This window comes from Mariniflexile sp. TRM1-10, assembly GCF_003425985.1.
GTDB lineage: Bacteria > Bacteroidota > Bacteroidia > Flavobacteriales > Flavobacteriaceae > Mariniflexile.
This window is the reverse complement of record NZ_CP022985.1, coordinates 3,884,857-3,903,343: the sequence shown is the minus strand read 5'-3', so window position 1 is coordinate 3,903,343 and position 18,487 is coordinate 3,884,857. Positions and strand designations below refer to the sequence as shown.

Annotated in this window: 12 protein-coding genes; 2 read left to right on the top strand and 10 right to left on the bottom strand. The window is 34.1% G+C overall.

Features of this window, described 5'->3' with window-relative positions:
- Positions 1-27: 27 nt before the first annotated feature.
- Entirely contained in the window at positions 28-2,949 is a 2,922-nt protein-coding gene (locus tag CJ739_RS16220; protein WP_117177170.1) for an FAD-binding and (Fe-S)-binding domain-containing protein, read from the bottom strand.
- Positions 2,950-3,094: 145 nt separating this feature from the next.
- Here CJ739_RS16220 and CJ739_RS16215 point away from each other — a divergent pair, with 145 nt between their 5' ends.
- Entirely contained in the window at positions 3,095-3,589 is a 495-nt protein-coding gene (locus CJ739_RS16215) for a hypothetical protein (protein ID WP_117177168.1), read from the top strand.
- A gap of 249 nt (positions 3,590-3,838) precedes the next feature.
- Here CJ739_RS16215 and bshA read toward each other — a convergent pair whose 3' ends face one another.
- The 9 genes from bshA to CJ739_RS16170 all read right to left on the bottom strand — a co-directional run bounded on the left by bshA (position 3,839) and on the right by CJ739_RS16170 (position 15,450).
- On the bottom strand, positions 3,839-4,975 hold the full coding sequence (bshA, locus tag CJ739_RS16210; RefSeq protein ID WP_117177166.1) for an N-acetyl-alpha-D-glucosaminyl L-malate synthase BshA: 1,137 nt from the start codon (positions 4,973-4,975) through the stop codon (positions 3,839-3,841).
- Positions 4,976-5,152: 177 nt separating this feature from the next.
- A complete protein-coding gene (locus CJ739_RS16205) occupies positions 5,153-8,068 on the bottom strand; it encodes a serine hydrolase domain-containing protein (RefSeq protein WP_117177164.1) in 2,916 nt (971 codons plus the stop codon).
- 531 nt (positions 8,069-8,599) lie between these two features.
- Positions 8,600-9,823 carry a phosphoserine phosphatase SerB gene (serB, locus tag CJ739_RS16200; protein WP_117177162.1) on the bottom strand — a complete coding sequence of 408 codons (1,224 nt, stop codon included), beginning with the start codon at positions 9,821-9,823 and terminating at the stop codon, positions 8,600-8,602.
- Between the two features lie 96 nt (positions 9,824-9,919).
- On the bottom strand, positions 9,920-10,405 hold the full coding sequence (locus CJ739_RS16195) for an ABC transporter ATPase (protein WP_117177160.1): 486 nt from the start codon (positions 10,403-10,405) through the stop codon (positions 9,920-9,922).
- A 120-nt stretch (positions 10,406-10,525) separates the two neighbouring features.
- A complete protein-coding gene (locus CJ739_RS16190; protein ID WP_117177157.1) occupies positions 10,526-11,317 on the bottom strand; it encodes a (Fe-S)-binding protein in 792 nt (263 codons plus the stop codon).
- Between the two features lie 9 nt (positions 11,318-11,326).
- Positions 11,327-11,983, bottom strand: coding sequence for a hypothetical protein (locus CJ739_RS16185; protein WP_117177155.1), 657 nt, complete (start codon positions 11,981-11,983; stop codon positions 11,327-11,329).
- Positions 11,984-11,996: 13 nt separating this feature from the next.
- Entirely contained in the window at positions 11,997-13,310 is a 1,314-nt protein-coding gene (locus CJ739_RS16180) for a 4Fe-4S dicluster domain-containing protein (protein WP_117179074.1), read from the bottom strand.
- 6 nt (positions 13,311-13,316) lie between these two features.
- Positions 13,317-14,246 (bottom strand): MlaD family protein, encoded by a 930-nt coding sequence (locus CJ739_RS16175; RefSeq protein WP_117177153.1) that lies wholly within the window; start codon positions 14,244-14,246, stop codon positions 13,317-13,319.
- A gap of 58 nt (positions 14,247-14,304) precedes the next feature.
- Complete coding sequence (locus tag CJ739_RS16170; RefSeq protein ID WP_117177151.1) at positions 14,305-15,450, bottom strand: N-acetylmuramoyl-L-alanine amidase family protein; 1,146 nt, start codon at positions 15,448-15,450, stop codon at positions 14,305-14,307.
- Between the two features lie 199 nt (positions 15,451-15,649).
- Between CJ739_RS16170 and CJ739_RS16165 the strand changes: the two genes are divergently transcribed.
- Positions 15,650-18,433, top strand: a complete 2,784-nt coding sequence (locus CJ739_RS16165) for a putative LPS assembly protein LptD (protein WP_117177149.1) — start codon at positions 15,650-15,652, stop codon at positions 18,431-18,433.
- Positions 18,434-18,487 lie beyond the last annotated feature (54 nt).

Genomic DNA, 18,487 nt, shown 5'->3' with positions numbered 1-18,487 from the left:
ACTGTTCACTGCGACTGCGACTGAAAACTAAACAAGCGCTTCCCGTAAAACAGTAATAGGATGTTTTGCTTCGCGCTGGGTACCGTCTTTAATTTGATGCCTACAACTGGTTCCATTGGCTGAAATTACCACCTCTTTTAATGCGTTTCTAACAGCAGGGAATAACGTTTGTTCACCAACTTGCATACTGACTTCATAATGTTCTTTTTCATAACCAAAACTTCCTGCCATACCACAGCAACCACTCGGTATAATGGTTACTCTATAGTTTATTGGCAAATTTAAAACATCAAAACTAGATAATTGATTGCTAAATGATTTTTGATGGCAATGCCCATGAAACTTGATGGTTTTTGCTTCCGAAGTAAATTGTTCAGACTTAATATGGCCTAATTTGATTTCTTGCTGAATAAATTCTTCTATTAAAAAGGTATGTTTTGCAATTTTTTCTGCGGAAGCTTTATCATCTGCCAACCTTAAATATTCGTCCTTAAAAGTTAAAATAGCTGATGGTTCGATACCTATCAATGGTGTTTTTTCAGTAATTAAATCCTTAAAAATAGCAACATTCTTATTGGCCAAATCCTTAGCTTGCTCTAACAGACCCTTTGATAAAAAGGTACGTCCGGATTCGGCATTTTCAACCATTTTAACCTCGTAATTTAAGGCTGTTAAAAGTTGAATGGCATCAACACCTATAGGTGTATCTAAATAATTTAAAAACTCATCATTAAATAAGTAGACTGTTTTTATATATTTTTTAATAACCTTTTGTTTTTGAATATTTTGAAATTGATTACTTAAACTTTTATTTGAAATTAAAGGCAAGTGTCTTTCTTTAGCAATCCCAAACGATTTTTTTAAAATGGAGGCTGTAAAACTATTAGAAAACATAAAGTTTGTCAGCTTTGGAACCATACTTCCATAACGATTCAACGTGTTATTGTAAGCGAACAATTTGGTACGTAAAGACACACCGTTTTCCTTTTGATATTGATACAAAAATTCCGCTTTTAGACTCGCCACATCTACACTACTTGGGCATTCGCTAGCACACGCCTTGCAACTTAAACACAAATCGAAAACCACTTTCAATTCTTCGTGGTCAAACTTATTTGCCTTATTGGAATTTGTTAAGAATTCACGTAAAGCATTGGCTCTGGCGCGTGTTGTATCTTTTTCGTTTCTGGTAGCACGGTAACTTGGACACATGGTACCACCAAATTCCGGTAATTTTCTACAATCGCCAGAACCATTACACTTTTCAGCTTCACGTAAAATGCCTTGTGAATGTGAAAAATCAAGCATGGTTTCTATTTGGGGCTCCACTCTATCAGAAACATATCTCAACGATTCATCCATAGGAAAAGCATCCACAATTTTCCCTGGATTGAAGATGTTATGCGCATCAAAAGCTGCTTTTATTCGCTTTAAAATTTGATAATTTGCCTCACCAATCATTAACGGAATAAATTCAGCTCTTACAATACCATCGCCATGTTCCCCACTCATAGAGCCACCGTATTTTTTTACCAAATGTGCTACATCGGTAGTTATTTTTCTAAACAACACCACATCTTCAGACTTTTTAAGGTTTAAAATGGGGCGTAAATGCAGCTCACCAGCACCAGCATGTGCATAATAAATGGCTTCCTGGTTATAGCTTTTCATTAACATCGAAAACTCCGAAATATAATTGGCTAAATCGGGTAAGGTTACAGCGGTATCTTCAATACATGGTGCCGATTTTTTATCCCCAATAATATTCCCTAACAAGCCCAATCCGGCACTACGCAAGTTATTTGCTTTGTTTATCTCATCTCCTTCCAATATAGGAAAGGCATAACTGAGCCCAGAAGCTTCAATAGCCTTTACTAAATTTTTGGCTAAAACATCGACGTCTTGTTTTGTAAATGCTCTCACTTCACACATCAAAATAGCCTTAGGGTCACCCTCGATAAAACTTCTATTTTCTTGTTGGGTTTTGTTGTGCTTTGTACAATCCAAAATGGTTTTATCCATCATTTCGCAGGTGTACAAATTATGATTCATCACCATTTCAACAGCATTTAGACACATTTCTATACTACTAAAATGTGCCGCAACCATAACGGCTTCTTGTGGCGGAAGTTTGTCTAATTTTAAAGTAATTTGTGTTGTAAAGGCCAAAGTACCTTCGCTTCCTGAAAGGAGTTTGCACATATTAAACTTTTCAGAAGTATTTGAAAACACCTCTGATTTTATCAATTCATCAATAGCATAACCCGTATTTCTTCTGTGTATTTCTGGTTTTGGATAGTTTTCAATGATTTGATTTTGAACCGTTTCCGACTTTAATTCTGAATAAATGGTTTTATAAATAACACCTTCCAAAGTATTTAATGTTATTTTATTTTGAAATGCTTCCGAAGAAATCTCATTAAATACAACGTCGCTACCATCACTTAAAATGGTATGCATTTCAATCACTTTATCGCGCGTTACACCAAACTGAATGGATGTTGTACCTGATGAGTTGTTGCCAACCATCCCACCAATCATACATCTATTGGATGTTGATGTATTCGGGCTAAACCACAATCCAAATGGCCTTAAATAATTATTCAAGGCATCGCGAACCACACCTGGTTGTACTGTAACGGTTTGCTCCTTTTCATTTACATTTAATATTTTAGTGAAGTATTTTGATACATCCACTACGATACCATCTCCAACACACTGGCCAGCAAGCGATGTACCTGCTGTTCTTGGTATGAGCGATGTTTTATGTGCTTCAGCAAACTGAATAAGCTGTTTGATATCATCATTGTTTTTAGGATATGCAACGGCCAATGGCAGCTTTCTAAATACAGAGGCATCGGTAGCGTAAATGGATTTTATTAAGTCATCATAAAATAATTCTCCAGAAAGTTTTTCGCTTAATGTCTGTAAATGTGATGTTAAGGTCATAGTAGATAAAAAATAATTATATTTACAAAGAGAAGTTAAATATAAATACATTTTTGGCGTTATTTTTGTAAAATAAATTAAATTAACAAGAAAGATCTTTTAACGAAAAAAGGTCGTATATAAATTACAAACAAAAAACATATTTATGAAGAAATTACTTTTATTTTCAGTTGTATTATTAGGCTTTGCCTTTACATCAAACGCTCAAGACATAGCAAATAACGCATTGGGTTTACGTTTAGGTGATAGCGACGGATTTGGTGCCGAGATATCATACCAACATGCCTTAGGTAGCAACAATCGTTTAGAGGTCGATTTAGGCTGGAGAGATGGCAAAGACTATGATGGTTTTAAACTTGCTGGTTTATACCAATGGGTATGGAATATTGAAGATGGCTTTAACTGGTATGCTGGTGTTGGTGGTGGATTAGGCTCTTACAGCTTTGATAATGCACCTGATGGAGTAGACGACAGTGACACATTTATTTTTGCTGCTGGTGATATAGGTATTGAATATAATTTTGATATCCCTTTATTGATCTCATTGGATTTTAGACCTGAAATTGGTTTTGGCGATGACTCCTTCAAAAATAATGATTTAGATTTTGATATTGCTTTAGGTATAAGATATCAGTTTTAAGTAAAAAAATTATAAAACAAAAAAGCACCTCAATTGGGGGGCTTTTTTGTTTTACTATAAAGCGGTTTACAACTTTTTTTATATTAACGTGAGTTTTCTATATGATGTAATCTGATATCCAAGTGTTTAGATAGTTATATAAATAAAAAAACAGTTTAACCGTGTAATCGTTGAATCGTGTATCACAAACTTCATCGATACATCAAACTCTGAACTTTGAACTTCGTTCAACTCAGGTTTTATTACGAATTATAACACCAGACACTTAGCCAAAGTATCTTGATAAATGGCTTCGTATTGTGGTACAATGGTATGTAAATCGTATTTTTCAGCGATTTTTCTAGCATTCTTTTTAAAAGTTGCTAAACGCTCTTTGTCACTTAAAATGTAGATGGCGTTCTTAGTCATATCGGCAATATCGCCTACATCGCTTAAGAATCCCGATACACCATGCACATTAACTTCTGGAATGCCTCCTGTGTTGCTTGAAATAACAGGCACACTCGATGCCATGGCTTCTAAAGCTGCCAATCCAAAACTTTCTGTTTGTGATGGTAATAAAAACAAATCACTGAAGCATAATATTTTATCAATCTCATTACTTCTTCCAAAGAAAATAACTTTATCTAAAATACCTAATTCTTGACAACGCAATTCTATGTGCTCTCGTTCTGGCCCTTCGCCAATAAGCATCAATTTTGCGGGCATTTCTTTTTGAATATTATAAAACACACTAATAACATCTTGTGAACGCTTTACAGGTCGTAAATTACTAATATGTGTGATTATTTTTTCGTCTTCTTTCGCCATCATTCCACGTTGGCAATCGGTAAACACGTTATTATATTTGTCTAAATCGATAAAGTTAGATACGACATGGATCTTATTTTTTATATCAAACAAACGCAACGTATCATCTTTTAAACTTTGTGATACTGCAGTTACTGCATCCGATTTATTAATACTGAAAGTCACCGCTGGCTTATAAAACGGATGGCTGCCAACAAGCGTAATATCGGTTCCGTGCAAAGTGGTAACAATAGGTATGTAAATACCATCTTCTTGCAACATTTTTTTAGCCATGTATGCAGCATAGGCATGCGGAATAGCATAATGCACATGCAAAATTTCAATTTTATGTAGTTTTACCATATCAACTAATTTACTTGATAAAGCTAACTCATAAGGTTGGTAATGAAACAGCGGATATTCCGGAACATTCACTTCATGATAATGCACATCATTACTTAACAACTCTAAACGTACGGGTTGATTATATGTGATAAAATGAATTTCATGACCTCGTTTAGAAAGCTCTAAACCTAACTCGGTAGCAACTACCCCGCTACCCCCAAAAGTTGGATAACATACTATGCCTATTTTCATATTTTTTTAAGTTATAAGTGTCTTAAGTTATAAGTGCCTAAAGTTTTAAGTGCCTAAAGTTTTAAGTGTCTAAAGTTATAAGTGCCTTAAGTTATAAGTGCCTTAAGTTAACCTAACTTTAAGTACTCGTAACTTTCAACTTTAAGTACTTTTAACTTTTCAACTCTAAGTACTTTATTAATCAATTATCGCTTCATAAATCAAGCGTTGTATATCTGTTCGAATGTTTTCCTTTAAGAGCAAATTGTGTGAAGCAATAGGATATGTTCTGTTGGCTAAAAACACGTAAACAATCTCTTCTTCGGGATCTGCCCAAGCATAGGTTCCTGTAAAACCTGAATGCCCAAAACTATTTAATGACACACAACCACATGTTGGCCCATCTTCATCTAATTGAGGCTTATCAAACCCAATACCTCTTCTGTTTCCTTTATTGCAAAAATAACAAGTATTAAACTTATCGATTGTTTCCGGTTTAAAATAATTCTTTCCTCCATAATAGCCTTTTTGCAAAAACATTTGCATAATTTTGGCGACATCGTTGGCATTACTAAATATACCAGCATGCCCACCAATTCCGTTTTGCATAGCCGCTCCCATATCGTGTACATATCCATGCACTTCTTGAAACCTGTAATAATCATCAACTTCTGTTGGAACGATTTTTTTATTACTTATTTTATGATACGGATTATACATGGTATAGTTGGCTCCTAAAGATTTATAAAAATGTTCCTGCACAAGAAAATCTAAGGTTCTGTCGTAATAATTCTCAATATATTTCTTTAAAATATAATAAGGAAAATCACTATACCTGTATTGAAGCTTGTTTAACAATTCTGAGTCTTTAATAATTTTTTGTATAGAGTCCGGATAATCTGAGCGTAAATATAAATTTTGAGCGACTTCAATATTAAACCTCTCACTACGCTCTGTTCTATAATATTTTTCACTTGGGCGTTTCGTAACACTGTCTAAAGTATGAGCATAAAACGGTTCCCATGGCTTTAGTCGGGCATAATGGGACAACATTGCTTTTAAGGTAATATTTGATTTGTTTGATTTTTTATAGCTAGGTAATATTTTAGAAAGCTTCGTATCTAAAGTAACCTCGCCTTGCTCTTCCAATTCCATAAGCAATGGTAAAGTCGCCAGTATTTTGGTTAGTGATGCCACATCATAAACATCATCAAATGTAACCGCTTGTGTTCCTGAATACGTGTGCTTGCCAAAGCTTTTATTGTAGATTACTTTTCCTTTTCTAGCTACTAACAATTGAATGCCCGGAGTCATTTTACCATTTATAGCTTTTAGAACTAACGAATCTATCTTTTTTAATTTTTTTGAATCCATACCAACACGTTCCGGAACCGTATAACTTAAACGTTGTATGGCATTATTTTGGATACCATCGCCTACTTTAAAATAAGTTCCAATAGAAACTGGCAAACTGCCTTTTGCATCAATAGCACCAAATATAAGTTGTGCCGATTTTTCCTGGGCTATTTTGCTGTTTTGATAGCTTACCACAATGCTTTCTATGTTTTCAATGGTTGCTAAATCTGAAAGCACATAAGGTTTTACAAAAACATCTAAAATGACTTTATGTGTTCTCGCTATTTCATATAACCATGTTAGTTCTTCTTCTGAAAACTGATATGGTTTCCAAGGACTTTGATTTGAACGGTGCAGCCCAATTACAACCGTGTTATAATCCTGAAGCTTAGCCTTAAGCTCATCTAGCATTGTAGCTTCTATGTGGTGTACTTTGGTGTATTTTTTTAGTTCGTTTAAAAATACCGACCCATCATCATCCCCCATTTTAACATAAGCAATTGTTTTTTCTTCAAGCTGTCGAAGTGGTACTAAACGGGCTTCATTTTTAACAATAGTAATGGCGTTTTCTAAAAGTTCTTCATATAGAATATCATCCTTCAATCTATTTAAATCGGCCGGTAAATCATTCAAACCAACAGGTTCGTAATTATTTAAGCCTACTTTATATTTTGCTTGAAGAATTTTTTTAACCGAAAGTTCTAGCCGGGCTTCGCTAATTTCACCATTGTTATAAGCTTCTATAATTTTTGAAATACCAACAGCTACGTCTTCAGACATGAGCATCACATCATTTCCTGCTTTAAATGCCGCTAAATCTATGGCACCGACTTCCTTAAAATCGGCAGCACCTTTCATGGTTAAAGCATCGGTAAATATGAGTCCCTTAAATCCTAGGGTTTCTTTTAAAATATCGGTGGTAATGTGTTTTGATAATGAAGAGGGATATCCCGATGGCTCTAAGCTGGGCACTTTTAAATGTGCTACCATAACACTGGAAAGCCCTTTTGTGATCAATTTTTTATAGGGATATAATTCAATGGAATCAATACGTTTTTTATTAAAATTAATAGTTGGCAAGGTTTTATGTGAATCTTGGTCGGTATCGCCATGCCCTGGAAAATGTTTTGCATTAGCCAAAACACCTGCGCTTTGCATACCTTTCATAAAAGCCAACGCTTTCTCGGTTACATTATCTCTGTCTTCCCCAAACGACCGATTGCCAATAATGGGATTTAACGGATTGGTATTGATATCGACCACGGGTGCAAAATTAAAATGAACCCCAAGCCTCTTGCAATGCTCACCAATTTGTTTTCCTGTTTGCTCTATTAAGTGATTATCTTTGATAGCCCCAAGTGTCATATTCCAAGGGAACGCATAGGTAGAATCTAAACGCATACTTAAACCCCATTCTGCATCCATTCCTATTAACAATGGTACTTTTGAAAGTGCTTGCAGTTCGTTATTTAATTTAGCTTGTCTAACAGGACCTCCAAGAGAATAAATCAGCCCTCCTATATGATGCGTTCTAATTAACTCAACGATCTTGTTTTTAGCGTCTTGATCTTGGTTAGACATGACTTGTACCATGTACAACTGCCCTACTTTTTCGGCTAAAGTCATGGAATTATAGATACTATCGACCCATTTTTGCTGTCCTTTAATATCTTTTGCTGCTAAAGGATTTTCAATAGTTTGGCTAAATATTGAAAGCGATATATGTAGGGTTACTAGTACTAATAAGATTTGGCGCATATAAAAATTTAATTAGATATTTATATAGTGAATTCGTTTAAACTTTTTGTTTGTAAGCGAAAATTTAACCTTGCTCCAGCTGGCTCACTCACTAAAATAACCTGCGAGGTTATTTTTACGCTCCGCCCTGTTTCATAACGAAGCCTTTTTTATGTCACATAGCAGCGCTACGGAACTAAAAAAGTCAAAATTAGGGAGCAAAATGTGAATTTTGCAGGTAAAAGAAAAAGTTTAAATGACTTCAATAACAACAGTTATATAAATAACCATGCCAAAATACTACTTTTAAAAAGAAGTAAAAAAAACTTTAAGATAGATTTATAAAGAAAGTATGAACTATTTTTTAGTACATGGCAAAAATTGAAGCGTGTCACATTGAGGTTTTCGACTGTGCTTAAGATAAACTAAAGTCGAAATGTTATTAAAAACGATATTTCCAATGTCTTCGACTGCGCTCAGACTGACATCTCAATGTATTTTGATTTTTTGTCATGTACTAGAGACTATTTATAAGTTGTTACTCAGGTTAATCTATTCAATTAAATCAATATGCCTGTCGTGGTAACCCAATAAATATAATACCCCATCTAACCCTATGCTTGAAATAGAGCTTTGGGCATTATCCTTAACGGTTGGTTTTGCATGAAAAGCAATCCCTAAGCCTGCAAGGTTAAGCATCGGCAAATCGTTAGCACCATCACCCACAGCAATGGTTTGGTCGATATCAATCCCCTCTTTTTGAGCTAGTTCTTTAAGATATTCTGCTTTTTTATTCCCATCAACTATGTCACCAATATAACCACCTGTTAAAAGACCATCTTTAATTTCCAATTGGTTGGCATATACATAATCTATACCCAACTCCTTTTGTAAATAGTGCCCAAAATAAGTGAATCCACCCGATAAAATGGCTGTTTTAAAGCCATAGCTTTTTAAGGTATCTATAAGTCTTTTTGCTCCTTTTGTTAATGGTAAATTAACGGCAACATCGTGAAGTACATCCTCGCTCAAACCTTTTAAAAGCTTCATGCGTCTAACAAAACTTTCTTTAAAGTCTATTTCACCCTGCATAGCCGATTCTGTTATGGCTTTTACTTCGTCGCCAACACCTGCCAATTCTGCAAGTTTATCAATAACTTCGGCCTGTATAAGTGTAGAATCCATATCGAAACAAACCAAACGCCTGTTTCGTCTGAAAATATTATCCTCTTGAAAGGCGATATCAACATCTAAATCCATTGAGATTTCCATGAATTTTTTGGTAAATTCCGTTTTATCAGCTATTTGTCCTCTAATAGATAACTCAATACAAGCTCGTGGATATTCTTCTTCTTTAGTAAGTGATATTCTGCCTGTTAGCCTTTTTATAGAATCTATATTTAAGTTCTTTTCTGAAATGACTTGAGTCACTTTTGATATTTGTTCAGCAGCAAGTTTTTCTCCTAAAATAGTAACGATGTAACGGTCTTTACCTTGAAGTCTTACCCATTTTTCATAATTTTCGAGCGTAATTGGTGTAAACTTCGCTTTAATACCAAGTTCGTAGGATTTAAAAAGTAAATCTTTTAATACGGCTGCTGAATTAGGTCCCGATTGAATTTCAAACAATATACCTAAAGACAATGTATCGTGAATATTTGCTTGCCCAATATCTAACACTTTGGCATTATATTCAGCCAAAACACTTGTTAAACTAGAGGTTAATCCTGGTTTATCCGGTCCAGAAATATTTAATAGGATAATTTCATTAGCCATAATTATGTATTTGCTCTTTTGAGCTGTAAAATTGAATATTCTATTTGAAACATGAAAATTTTATAGGTTCTAATATTTTGGAAGATTATTTACAACCTATTTAATAAAGCGGCTATGCCAACTCTCACTTGCTGGTACTTCCCAGTTTTCTTTAAACTCTGCAATATTGGTAACCAAATTGTTAAAAACAATGGTGTTTTTAGAAATAGCTTTATCTTTTGCCATTTGTTTAAAGTCTAAAAGTGTTTTGTACGCTACAAAGTCTCCTTGTTTGTAAGACACATTCATTTTATCCATTAAATCGACCTTGTATTCTTTTTCTAGCTGCTGAATAAAACGAACTGATGCATCTATGGAACAACCTGAAGCTGTATTCATTTTTTGGTTTAAACCAATCACTATGAATCGGTTATATTTAATGAGATAACCCGATTGCAAATCACTCCCATGTGCCGTCCAGTTTTCAATAAATATATTTAGTTTAGCTTGAATTTCCTCAAGCTCTTGTTCTGAAAATGAACGGTTTGCTTGGTAAATCCAAACGCGTGATTCTTCTGGTAATGTATTAAAATCTACTAACATTAATTTGATTTACGAGTTTTGATTTTTGATTTACGAGTTTTGATTTTTGATTTACGATTTATGATTTTTGATTAATGATTAACTTTTTAACCTTATAACCTTATAACCTTTTTTAACAATCTACAAATCTTGGGCATTAGCAATTAACTCCGCAATATCCATAATGGCAACATCTTGTTCTTTTTCTTTGGCTTTTACACCATCGGTCATCATGGTATTACAGAACGGACAACCTGCTGCAATTATTTCAGGTTGGGTTTCCAAAGCTTGTTCGGTACGTTCTACATTAACGTCTTTATTGCCTTTTTCTGGTTCTTTAAACATTTGAGCGCCCCCTGCACCGCAACACAATCCGGTACGCTTGCAGTTTTTCATTTCCACCAACTCTGCTTCTAATTTCTGAATTAATTCGCGTGGTGCTTCATATACATTATTGGCACGACCTAAATAACATGGATCGTGAAATGTGATGCGTTTTCCTTTAAACTGACCGCCTTCAATTTTTAAACGTCCATCGTCTAATAAGGTTTTTAAAAACTGCGTATGGTGCATCACCTCATAGTTTCCACCTAATTCTGGGTATTCATTTTTTATGGTGTTGAAACAATGTGGGCATGCGGTGACTATTTTCTTAACTTCATAAGCATTTAAGACCTCTATGTTAGTTACGGCTTGCATTTGAAACAAAAATTCGTTTCCTGCACGTTTTGCGGGATCACCCGTACAACTTTCTTCGGTTCCAAGTACAGCAAATTCTACTTTGGCTTTGGTTAATAGTTTAACAAAAGCTTTGGTTATCTTTTTTGCTCTATCGTCAAAACTTCCTGCGCAACCAACCCAAAACAATACTTCAGGCTGTTTGCCTTCTGCCATAAATTCTGCCATGGTTGGCACTTTTAGTAATTCGCTCATCTTTTTGAATTAATTTTCACTACTTTTTTTCCTTTCTAGCATTAAATCTTGCTTGTAATCTTTAGCCTTTTCCATTAAGCTAGAAGGCACTATTTTATAAAACAAAGGAGAATCTGGGTCATAATTTACCATAACCCATTTATCGTTAGTAGTATCATCTTTTAAAATAATGGTCATAGTATCTTTCATAAAAATGTCCATAGTGTTATTTGATATAAACTCGACATCCATTCCTTTTGCAGCCATCATAGGAATCATTATTTGTTTTGACTCATCATTAAATTCTTGTTTATTAAAGGTCATTTTCATAGTCATATCATATGAAACAAAAACATACTTCAAATGATTCTCTTCACTTTTAAAAAGTTCGGATAGTTTATATTTTGGAATAATTTCAGGTATGTCTATAGAAAAATCTTCATTGCCTTCAAACATTGTTTTAATAACACTTTTCATGCTTTCTTTAGGCAGTATTTCAAACACTTTAGGATGTGTCATGTTTAATATAGCATCAAAATCTCTATTGTTTAAATCAACAAACATCTTTTGAGCTAAACTGTCAACATGTTTTAAATCGGTATTTACATGCTCTTGTGCATAATTCTTTGATGTAAATCCAAATAGTAAAAAGCAGAAAAACAGAATTTTATATATTTTTTTTTTCATTCTAAAAGTTTTTTTATTCGTTTTCCCAATTTAATCGATCCATTTGGTTGTATGGCCAAGGTGCACCGTTATTCTCAATATTGGTCATCATGTTATTTAATTCGACTGGTGCAGCACTTTGCTCCATCACTAAATAACGACGCATGTCTATTATAATTGAAAGCGGATCGATACTTACTGGACAAGCTTCTACACAAGCGCTACATGTGGTACATGCCCATAACTCTTCTCTGGTTATATAAGTATCGAGAAGTTGTTTACCATCTTCCTTAAACGCGCCCTTATTGGTGTCGATGTTTTTGCCTACTTCCTCTAGGCGATCTCGGGTATCCATCATGATTTTTCGTGGCGACAGTTTTTTACCCGTTTGGTTTGCAGGACATTCGCTGGTGCAGCGTCCGCATTCGGTACAAGTATAAGCACTCAGTAGTTGTACCCAATTTAAATCTTGTACGTCACTGGCTCCAAACTTTGCAGGGACATCACTCGCTGTTCCTTCGGCTGGTGCTGCAAATGGATCGACATTAGGATCCATCATCAATTTTACTTCTTTGGTAACAGCCTCTAAATTATCAAATTGCCCTTGTGGGGCTAACCTTCCGTAAAAGGTATTTGGAAATGCCAACAAAATGTGAAGATGCTTAGAAAAATATAAATAATTTAAAAACACCAAAATACCTATGATATGAAACCACCAAGCTGTTCTTTCTACAATATGGAGTGTGCTTTCTGATAAACCACTAAACCAAGGCGCTATATATTGACTGATGACGTTCCCTGCATTGAGGCTTTGAAAATGTGCATCGGTTGCATTCATTACCAAAAACAGCATCATTAATACCATTTCAAAATATAAAATGAAATTAGCATCATTTTTAGGCCAACTGGTCATTTCACTTTTCCAAAAACGCGTCAATTTAATAATGTTTCTACGTATCCAAAAAATGATAACCGCTACAAATACTAAAATAGCTAAAACTTCAAAAGCACCTATTAAAAATCCGTAAACAGCTTTGGGTAGTATTGACAAACCTATTCTGTGTGTACCAAAAATACCATCGATAATGATTTCTAAAACTTCAATATTTATAATAATGAAACCTAGATATACTACGATATGCAAAAAACCAGCAATTGGGCGGCGTACCATTTTACTTTGCCCCAAAGCTATCATCGCCATGTTTTTCCAACGTTGTGATTTGTTATCACTAACATCTACATTTCGACCTAATTTGATATTACGGATGAGTTTTTTTACGTTTTTAGCGAAGAACCCAATACCAATACCAAGTAAAATTATGAAAAGTATGTTTGGTAAATATTCCATGATCATTTATTTAGTTTCTTCTTGATATGGAATTTCTTTTTTGGATAATATTCTAAAATAACGTTTAGGATGTAGTTTTATATCGCGAAGTAATTCTTCCATTTCTTTAGTAGCACCTTCGAGATTGTTATACAAACTTTCGTCCTTTAGTAACTTACCTATAGAACCTTCCCCTTTATCAATTGTTGCTAAAATGGTATGTAACTTATTTATTGTATTATTTAAATTCTCTACAGTAGTACCAACATTGGCATTTTTCAAATCTGCAGTAAGCACGGCTAAATCACTGCTAATTGTTTTAAATTTTTCAAGAATCGCAGCAATGTTTTTATCATTATTCGAGATAACAGCATTCACTGAGTTTGAAGTATTCTTAAAGGATTTTAAGGTGTGATTCAATTCTTCGATGGTGCGTTTTAAGCCGGCATCCGAATTATCGTTAATCAACCTATTGATACTTAACATAAGTGTATCGGTAGATTTTAAAGTAGCATCTAAATTATCACTTAATCCAGAAAAGTTTTTGGAAAGCGTTGTAACAAGCCCATATTCAACTTCAGATGGCAAAACATCACCGGGTTCTGCTTGTTCCCCTTCGGTACTTATTAGTATAGCGAGTGCATTTCCGCCCATTAATCCTGTTTCGTACATTTTGATTACAGAATTTTTAGAGAATTTTAAGGCTGCATTAACCGAAAAAGAGACTCTGGTTTTCCCTGTATCATAATCGTAAACTATTTCTTGGATTTTACCAACAACGTTACCATTTACTGTAATAGGAGACGATTTATTAAGTGCATTATAATCAAATTCTGTATAATAAACATCGGTTGATTCGAATAGGTTTTTTCCTTTTAGGTAATTGAATCCAAAAATAAAAAGGACAATGCCCGATAATACTAATATGCCTGTTTTAACTTCTTTTGATATTTTCAAAGTAATAAAGTAAATGTGTTAGATGTACAAATTTAAAATAAATTTAAAAAGAACCTCTTTAATTAGCAGTTGTTTTTAAGGCTTCTGATAAGCTTATTTTTTTAGCATCTTTAAACGCTACTATAAAACAGGATTTATAGCCTTTATTAATGGCTTCTTCTTCAAGGGCTTTAGCGTTATCATAATTGGATGTGTTGCCATAAAAATACTTAAACAAACCGCCTTCTTTTTCCCTCGTAATATTTTTTAAGCCTTTAAAATTATAGGGTTGGAGCTCAATGGCTCGTGATGTGGCCGCTATTTGTACTTTAAATGTTATGGAATTATCAATGGTGTTTACTTCTGTAATTTTAGGTATTTCTATTGTTTCAGGTGTTGGTATTTCTGGTGAGGATGCTTCATCTACAAACTCAAAATTCCCAACATTACCATCTAAACTGTGTTTATATTCTAAAATAGCACTTGTAATAGAATTAGCCATATCTTTTTGTCCGTTTAGTGAATTTAAATAAGCACCTTCTTCTTTGTACGTCAAAAAACCTACCTCTATGAGTACACTAGGCATCACTGTTTGGTGTAAAACGATGAAACCTGCCTGCTTAACGCCTCTGTTACTTCTTTTTAATTTAGTAGTGAATTGCTTTTGAATTAAGCTTGCCAACATAATACTTTGGTCCAGATATTCTTCTTGACTTATCAATATGCTCATAACAGATTCTGGCGAATTGGGATCGAAACCACCATACTTACTTTTATAATCACTTTCAAGAAAAATTACCGAGTTTTCCTTTTTGGCTACCTCAAAATTGGTTTGATTTCTATGGGTTCCTAAAACAAATGTCTCGGTTCCATGCGCTTGGGATTTATGTGAATTGCAGTGTACTGATACAAATAAATCGGCCTTAGCTTTATTTGCAATCTGTCCTCTTTCAAATAAATCTACAAAAACATCTTTATCTCGTGTGTAAACCACTTTAATGTTTGGATATTTCTCCAACTGCCTTCCAACATCTAGAACAATTTTTAAAGCAATATCTTTTTCTTTGTAACCATTTCCCATATTTCCAGGGTCATGGCCTCCATGTCCAGCATCTAAAACCACTACAAATTTTTCTACTGCTTCATTTTTTCCAATTTTAATAAATGAAGAAAATGTTAATACTGCTATAAATAATACGAAAAGTAATACTCTGTTCGTTTTCATGAGGGTAATCATATTTTGGTTTAAATCATTAATTCATAAACATTAACTATAATCATCGTGTTTTATTATTTTGATAACTATGGTTCACAAACATTTTAACGATTAAAAAACTTGGTTTATTACTCATTATGTTTGAGTTCAAGTTTAATTTAAAATTTTAATTGAATAATAAATCAATCACAGAAAAATATATGTAATTTTGGCTTTTCAAAAATCGAGCCATACTTTTACAAAAATACATTTAAAAGCGTTGCACACAAACAACTTTAAAATACTTTTCACATTAAGTTTTACAGTGTTTATTAACATGTTAAGCTTTGCACAAGACATCCCTAAAAACGGTATTACTATTGACAGAAGTGTTAAAGATAGTATTGTTGTTAGCACCGATAGTTTACCATTACCTATGGTTTCTGAAAAAGCACAGGATTCTACTTTTAAAGATTCCATTAAGCCTAAAAAAGAACTTTTAGAACATATAGTAAAATACCATGCCGTCGATTATACCAAGTTTAATCAGAAAGAACACAAGTTATATCTTTATAACGAGGCCACTATTGATTATGGCGACATGAATATTGCAGCAGGTAGTATTACTATAGATTATACAAAAAACACGGTATACGCCAAAGGTATTACCGATTCTATTGGCGGTTATACCCAAAAACCTGTTTTCACTCAGGGATCCAATGTTGTAGAGCCCGATTCCATTGTTTTTAATACAAAAACAAAGAAGGCACTTATTTACAATTCCAAAACCGAGCAAGGTGACGGTACCATCATTGCATCCATTACTAAAAAAGAAAATGATTCCGTTTACTTTTTGAAAAATGCAAAATATACCACTGCCGAAGATTTAGAAGACCCCGAGTATTATATTCGATTATTAAAAGCAAAAATTGTGCCTGGGAAAAAAATAGTAACAGGAGCTGCTGGTTTGTATATTTATGATATTCCTACGCCCGTTTGGTTGCCTTTTAGCTTCTTTCCGCAGTCTGAAAAACAGACATCCGGTATCATAATCCCTAGTTTTGGTGAGCAAAATAACCGGGGTTATTTTTTACAAAATGGCGGGTATTATTTAGCTATAAGTGATTATGTAGATTTAGCACTTTTGGGAGACTACTATACCAATGGAAGTTATGGGTTTCGTACAGAAAGTACCTATGCAAAACGCTATAAATTTAGAGGTAATTTAGGTTTTAGGTACGAAAACCTAATTAACAGTGAACGTGGTTTTCCCGATTATTCTAAGTCTACCATTTATAATATTCGTTGGTCTCACAGTCAAGATGGGAAATCCAATCCCAACTCACGTTTTTCGGCATCGGTAAACTTAGGTAGTAGTACGTATTACAGATCCTCTGTGAACCAAATTAATACTGGTGCTTTTTTAAATAACACCTTATCGTCTTCGGTGTCATATTCTAAAACATTTCCAGGTGAACTACAACCTAATATTAGTTTAACAGCTACACATTCTCAAAATACCAACACCCAACAAATTAATATGACGCTTCCAACTTTTCAAGGAAGTTTGGGAAGAATATATCCTTTTGCTTCAAAAGCAGGTACTAAAAAAGGGATTATCCAGAATATTAACTTGCAGTATAGCGTAAGAGGGGAAAATAGAATCAATACTACCGATTCCCTCTTCTTTAAAAAAGAAATGTTTGATGATGCAAAAGCAGGTTTTCAACACACCATTCCACTTACCACTAATTTTAAGTTATTCAAATATTTTAGCATAAGTGCCAGTAGCAATTTTAATGAAGTTTGGACCTTTAAAACCATAGAGAAAAGTTACGATGCTGTAACAAGAGAAACTATTGTTGAAGATGTAAATGGTTTTGATGCGTTTAGAACTTACAATTTTAGCACCAGTTTAGGAACCACTGTTTATGGGATGTTTAACTTTGAAAAAGAAGGTGAAGACACCAAAATAAAGGCTATTCGGCATATAATCCGTCCGTCTATAAGTTATAATATCAATCCCGCTTTTGATAAATATTATGAAACGGCAGAAGTAGTAAATGCCGATGGTTTAACCCAAGCTCAATTAGATGCTATTTACAATGACACAAATCTAGAATACAACCGTTTTGAGCAAGGTGTTTTTGGAGGTCCAGGAAAAAATTTCTCCAGTTCTATGGGGATTTCGGTTTCAAATAACCTTGAAGCAAAAGTGCGCGATAAAGATAGCACCGCAACCGAACCAAAAAAGATTATGTTATTAAATAACCTAAACTTTTCGACGTCATATAATTTTGCGGGTGATTCGTTACAATGGAGCCCTGTTAGAATGAGTGGAGGCACACAACTTTTCAACAACAAAATGAGTGTGAATTTTGGAGCCACTTTAGATCCTTATGCACTAGACAACAACAATACCAGAATTAACAAATTTAATATTGATAATGGTGGAAGCCTTTTTAGATTAACCACTGCCAATTTAACTACAAGTTGGTCTTTGTCCAGTAATAAAGGAGGTAAAAAAGAGGAAAACGAAAAAGCTATTGAAGAAAATCTACGAAGTGGTGGTCGTGCTGATGATATGTTTGGCATAGGGGAAGACTTTGCAAACCAACAAATTGACGATATAAAAGACGATGAAGAAGAAGAAGAAAAACCAAGTGAATATTACAACTACAAAATCCCTTGGAATTTACGAATCGCTTATGCTTTAAATTATTCCAATAGTAGGCGGGAAAATCAAATATCGTCTCATTCACTCATGTTTTCAGGTGATATTAAATTGTCAGACAAATGGTCTATTGGTGCTTCATCTGGTTATGATTTAAAAAACGCTGGTTTTACTTATACGCAATTACGTTTTGAACGCGATTTAATGAGTTGGCGTATGAATTTTAGCTGGGTACCCTTTAGTTCTAGAAAGTCATGGAATTTCTTTATTGGGATTAAATCGAACTTCTTAAAAGATTTAAAATACGAAAAACGAAATCAGCCCGATATACAGCTTTAGGTTGTTGGTTGGTGGTTGATGGTTGATGGTTGGTGGTTGTTGGTTGGTGAAATT

Excerpts from the sequence above, each read along its gene's own strand:
- CJ739_RS16180 (WP_117179074.1), bottom strand. The coding sequence starts at position 13,310 with ATGGAATATTTACCAAACATACTTTTCATAATTTTACTTGGTATTGGT.
- CJ739_RS16190 (WP_117177157.1), bottom strand. The coding sequence starts at position 11,317 with ATGAGCGAATTACTAAAAGTGCCAACCATGGCAGAATTTATGGCAGAA.
- CJ739_RS16185 (WP_117177155.1), bottom strand. The coding sequence starts at position 11,983 with ATGAAAAAAAAAATATATAAAATTCTGTTTTTCTGCTTTTTACTATTT.
- CJ739_RS16170 (WP_117177151.1), bottom strand. The coding sequence starts at position 15,450 with ATGAAAACGAACAGAGTATTACTTTTCGTATTATTTATAGCAGTATTA.
- bshA (WP_117177166.1), bottom strand. The coding sequence starts at position 4,975 with ATGAAAATAGGCATAGTATGTTATCCAACTTTTGGGGGTAGCGGGGTA.
- CJ739_RS16215 (WP_117177168.1), top strand. The coding sequence starts at position 3,095 with ATGAAGAAATTACTTTTATTTTCAGTTGTATTATTAGGCTTTGCCTTT.
- CJ739_RS16195 (WP_117177160.1), bottom strand. The coding sequence starts at position 10,405 with ATGTTAGTAGATTTTAATACATTACCAGAAGAATCACGCGTTTGGATT.
- CJ739_RS16205 (WP_117177164.1), bottom strand. The coding sequence starts at position 8,068 with ATGCGCCAAATCTTATTAGTACTAGTAACCCTACATATATCGCTTTCA.
- serB (WP_117177162.1), bottom strand. The coding sequence starts at position 9,823 with ATGGCTAATGAAATTATCCTATTAAATATTTCTGGACCGGATAAACCA.
- CJ739_RS16220 (WP_117177170.1), bottom strand. The coding sequence starts at position 2,949 with ATGACCTTAACATCACATTTACAGACATTAAGCGAAAAACTTTCTGGA.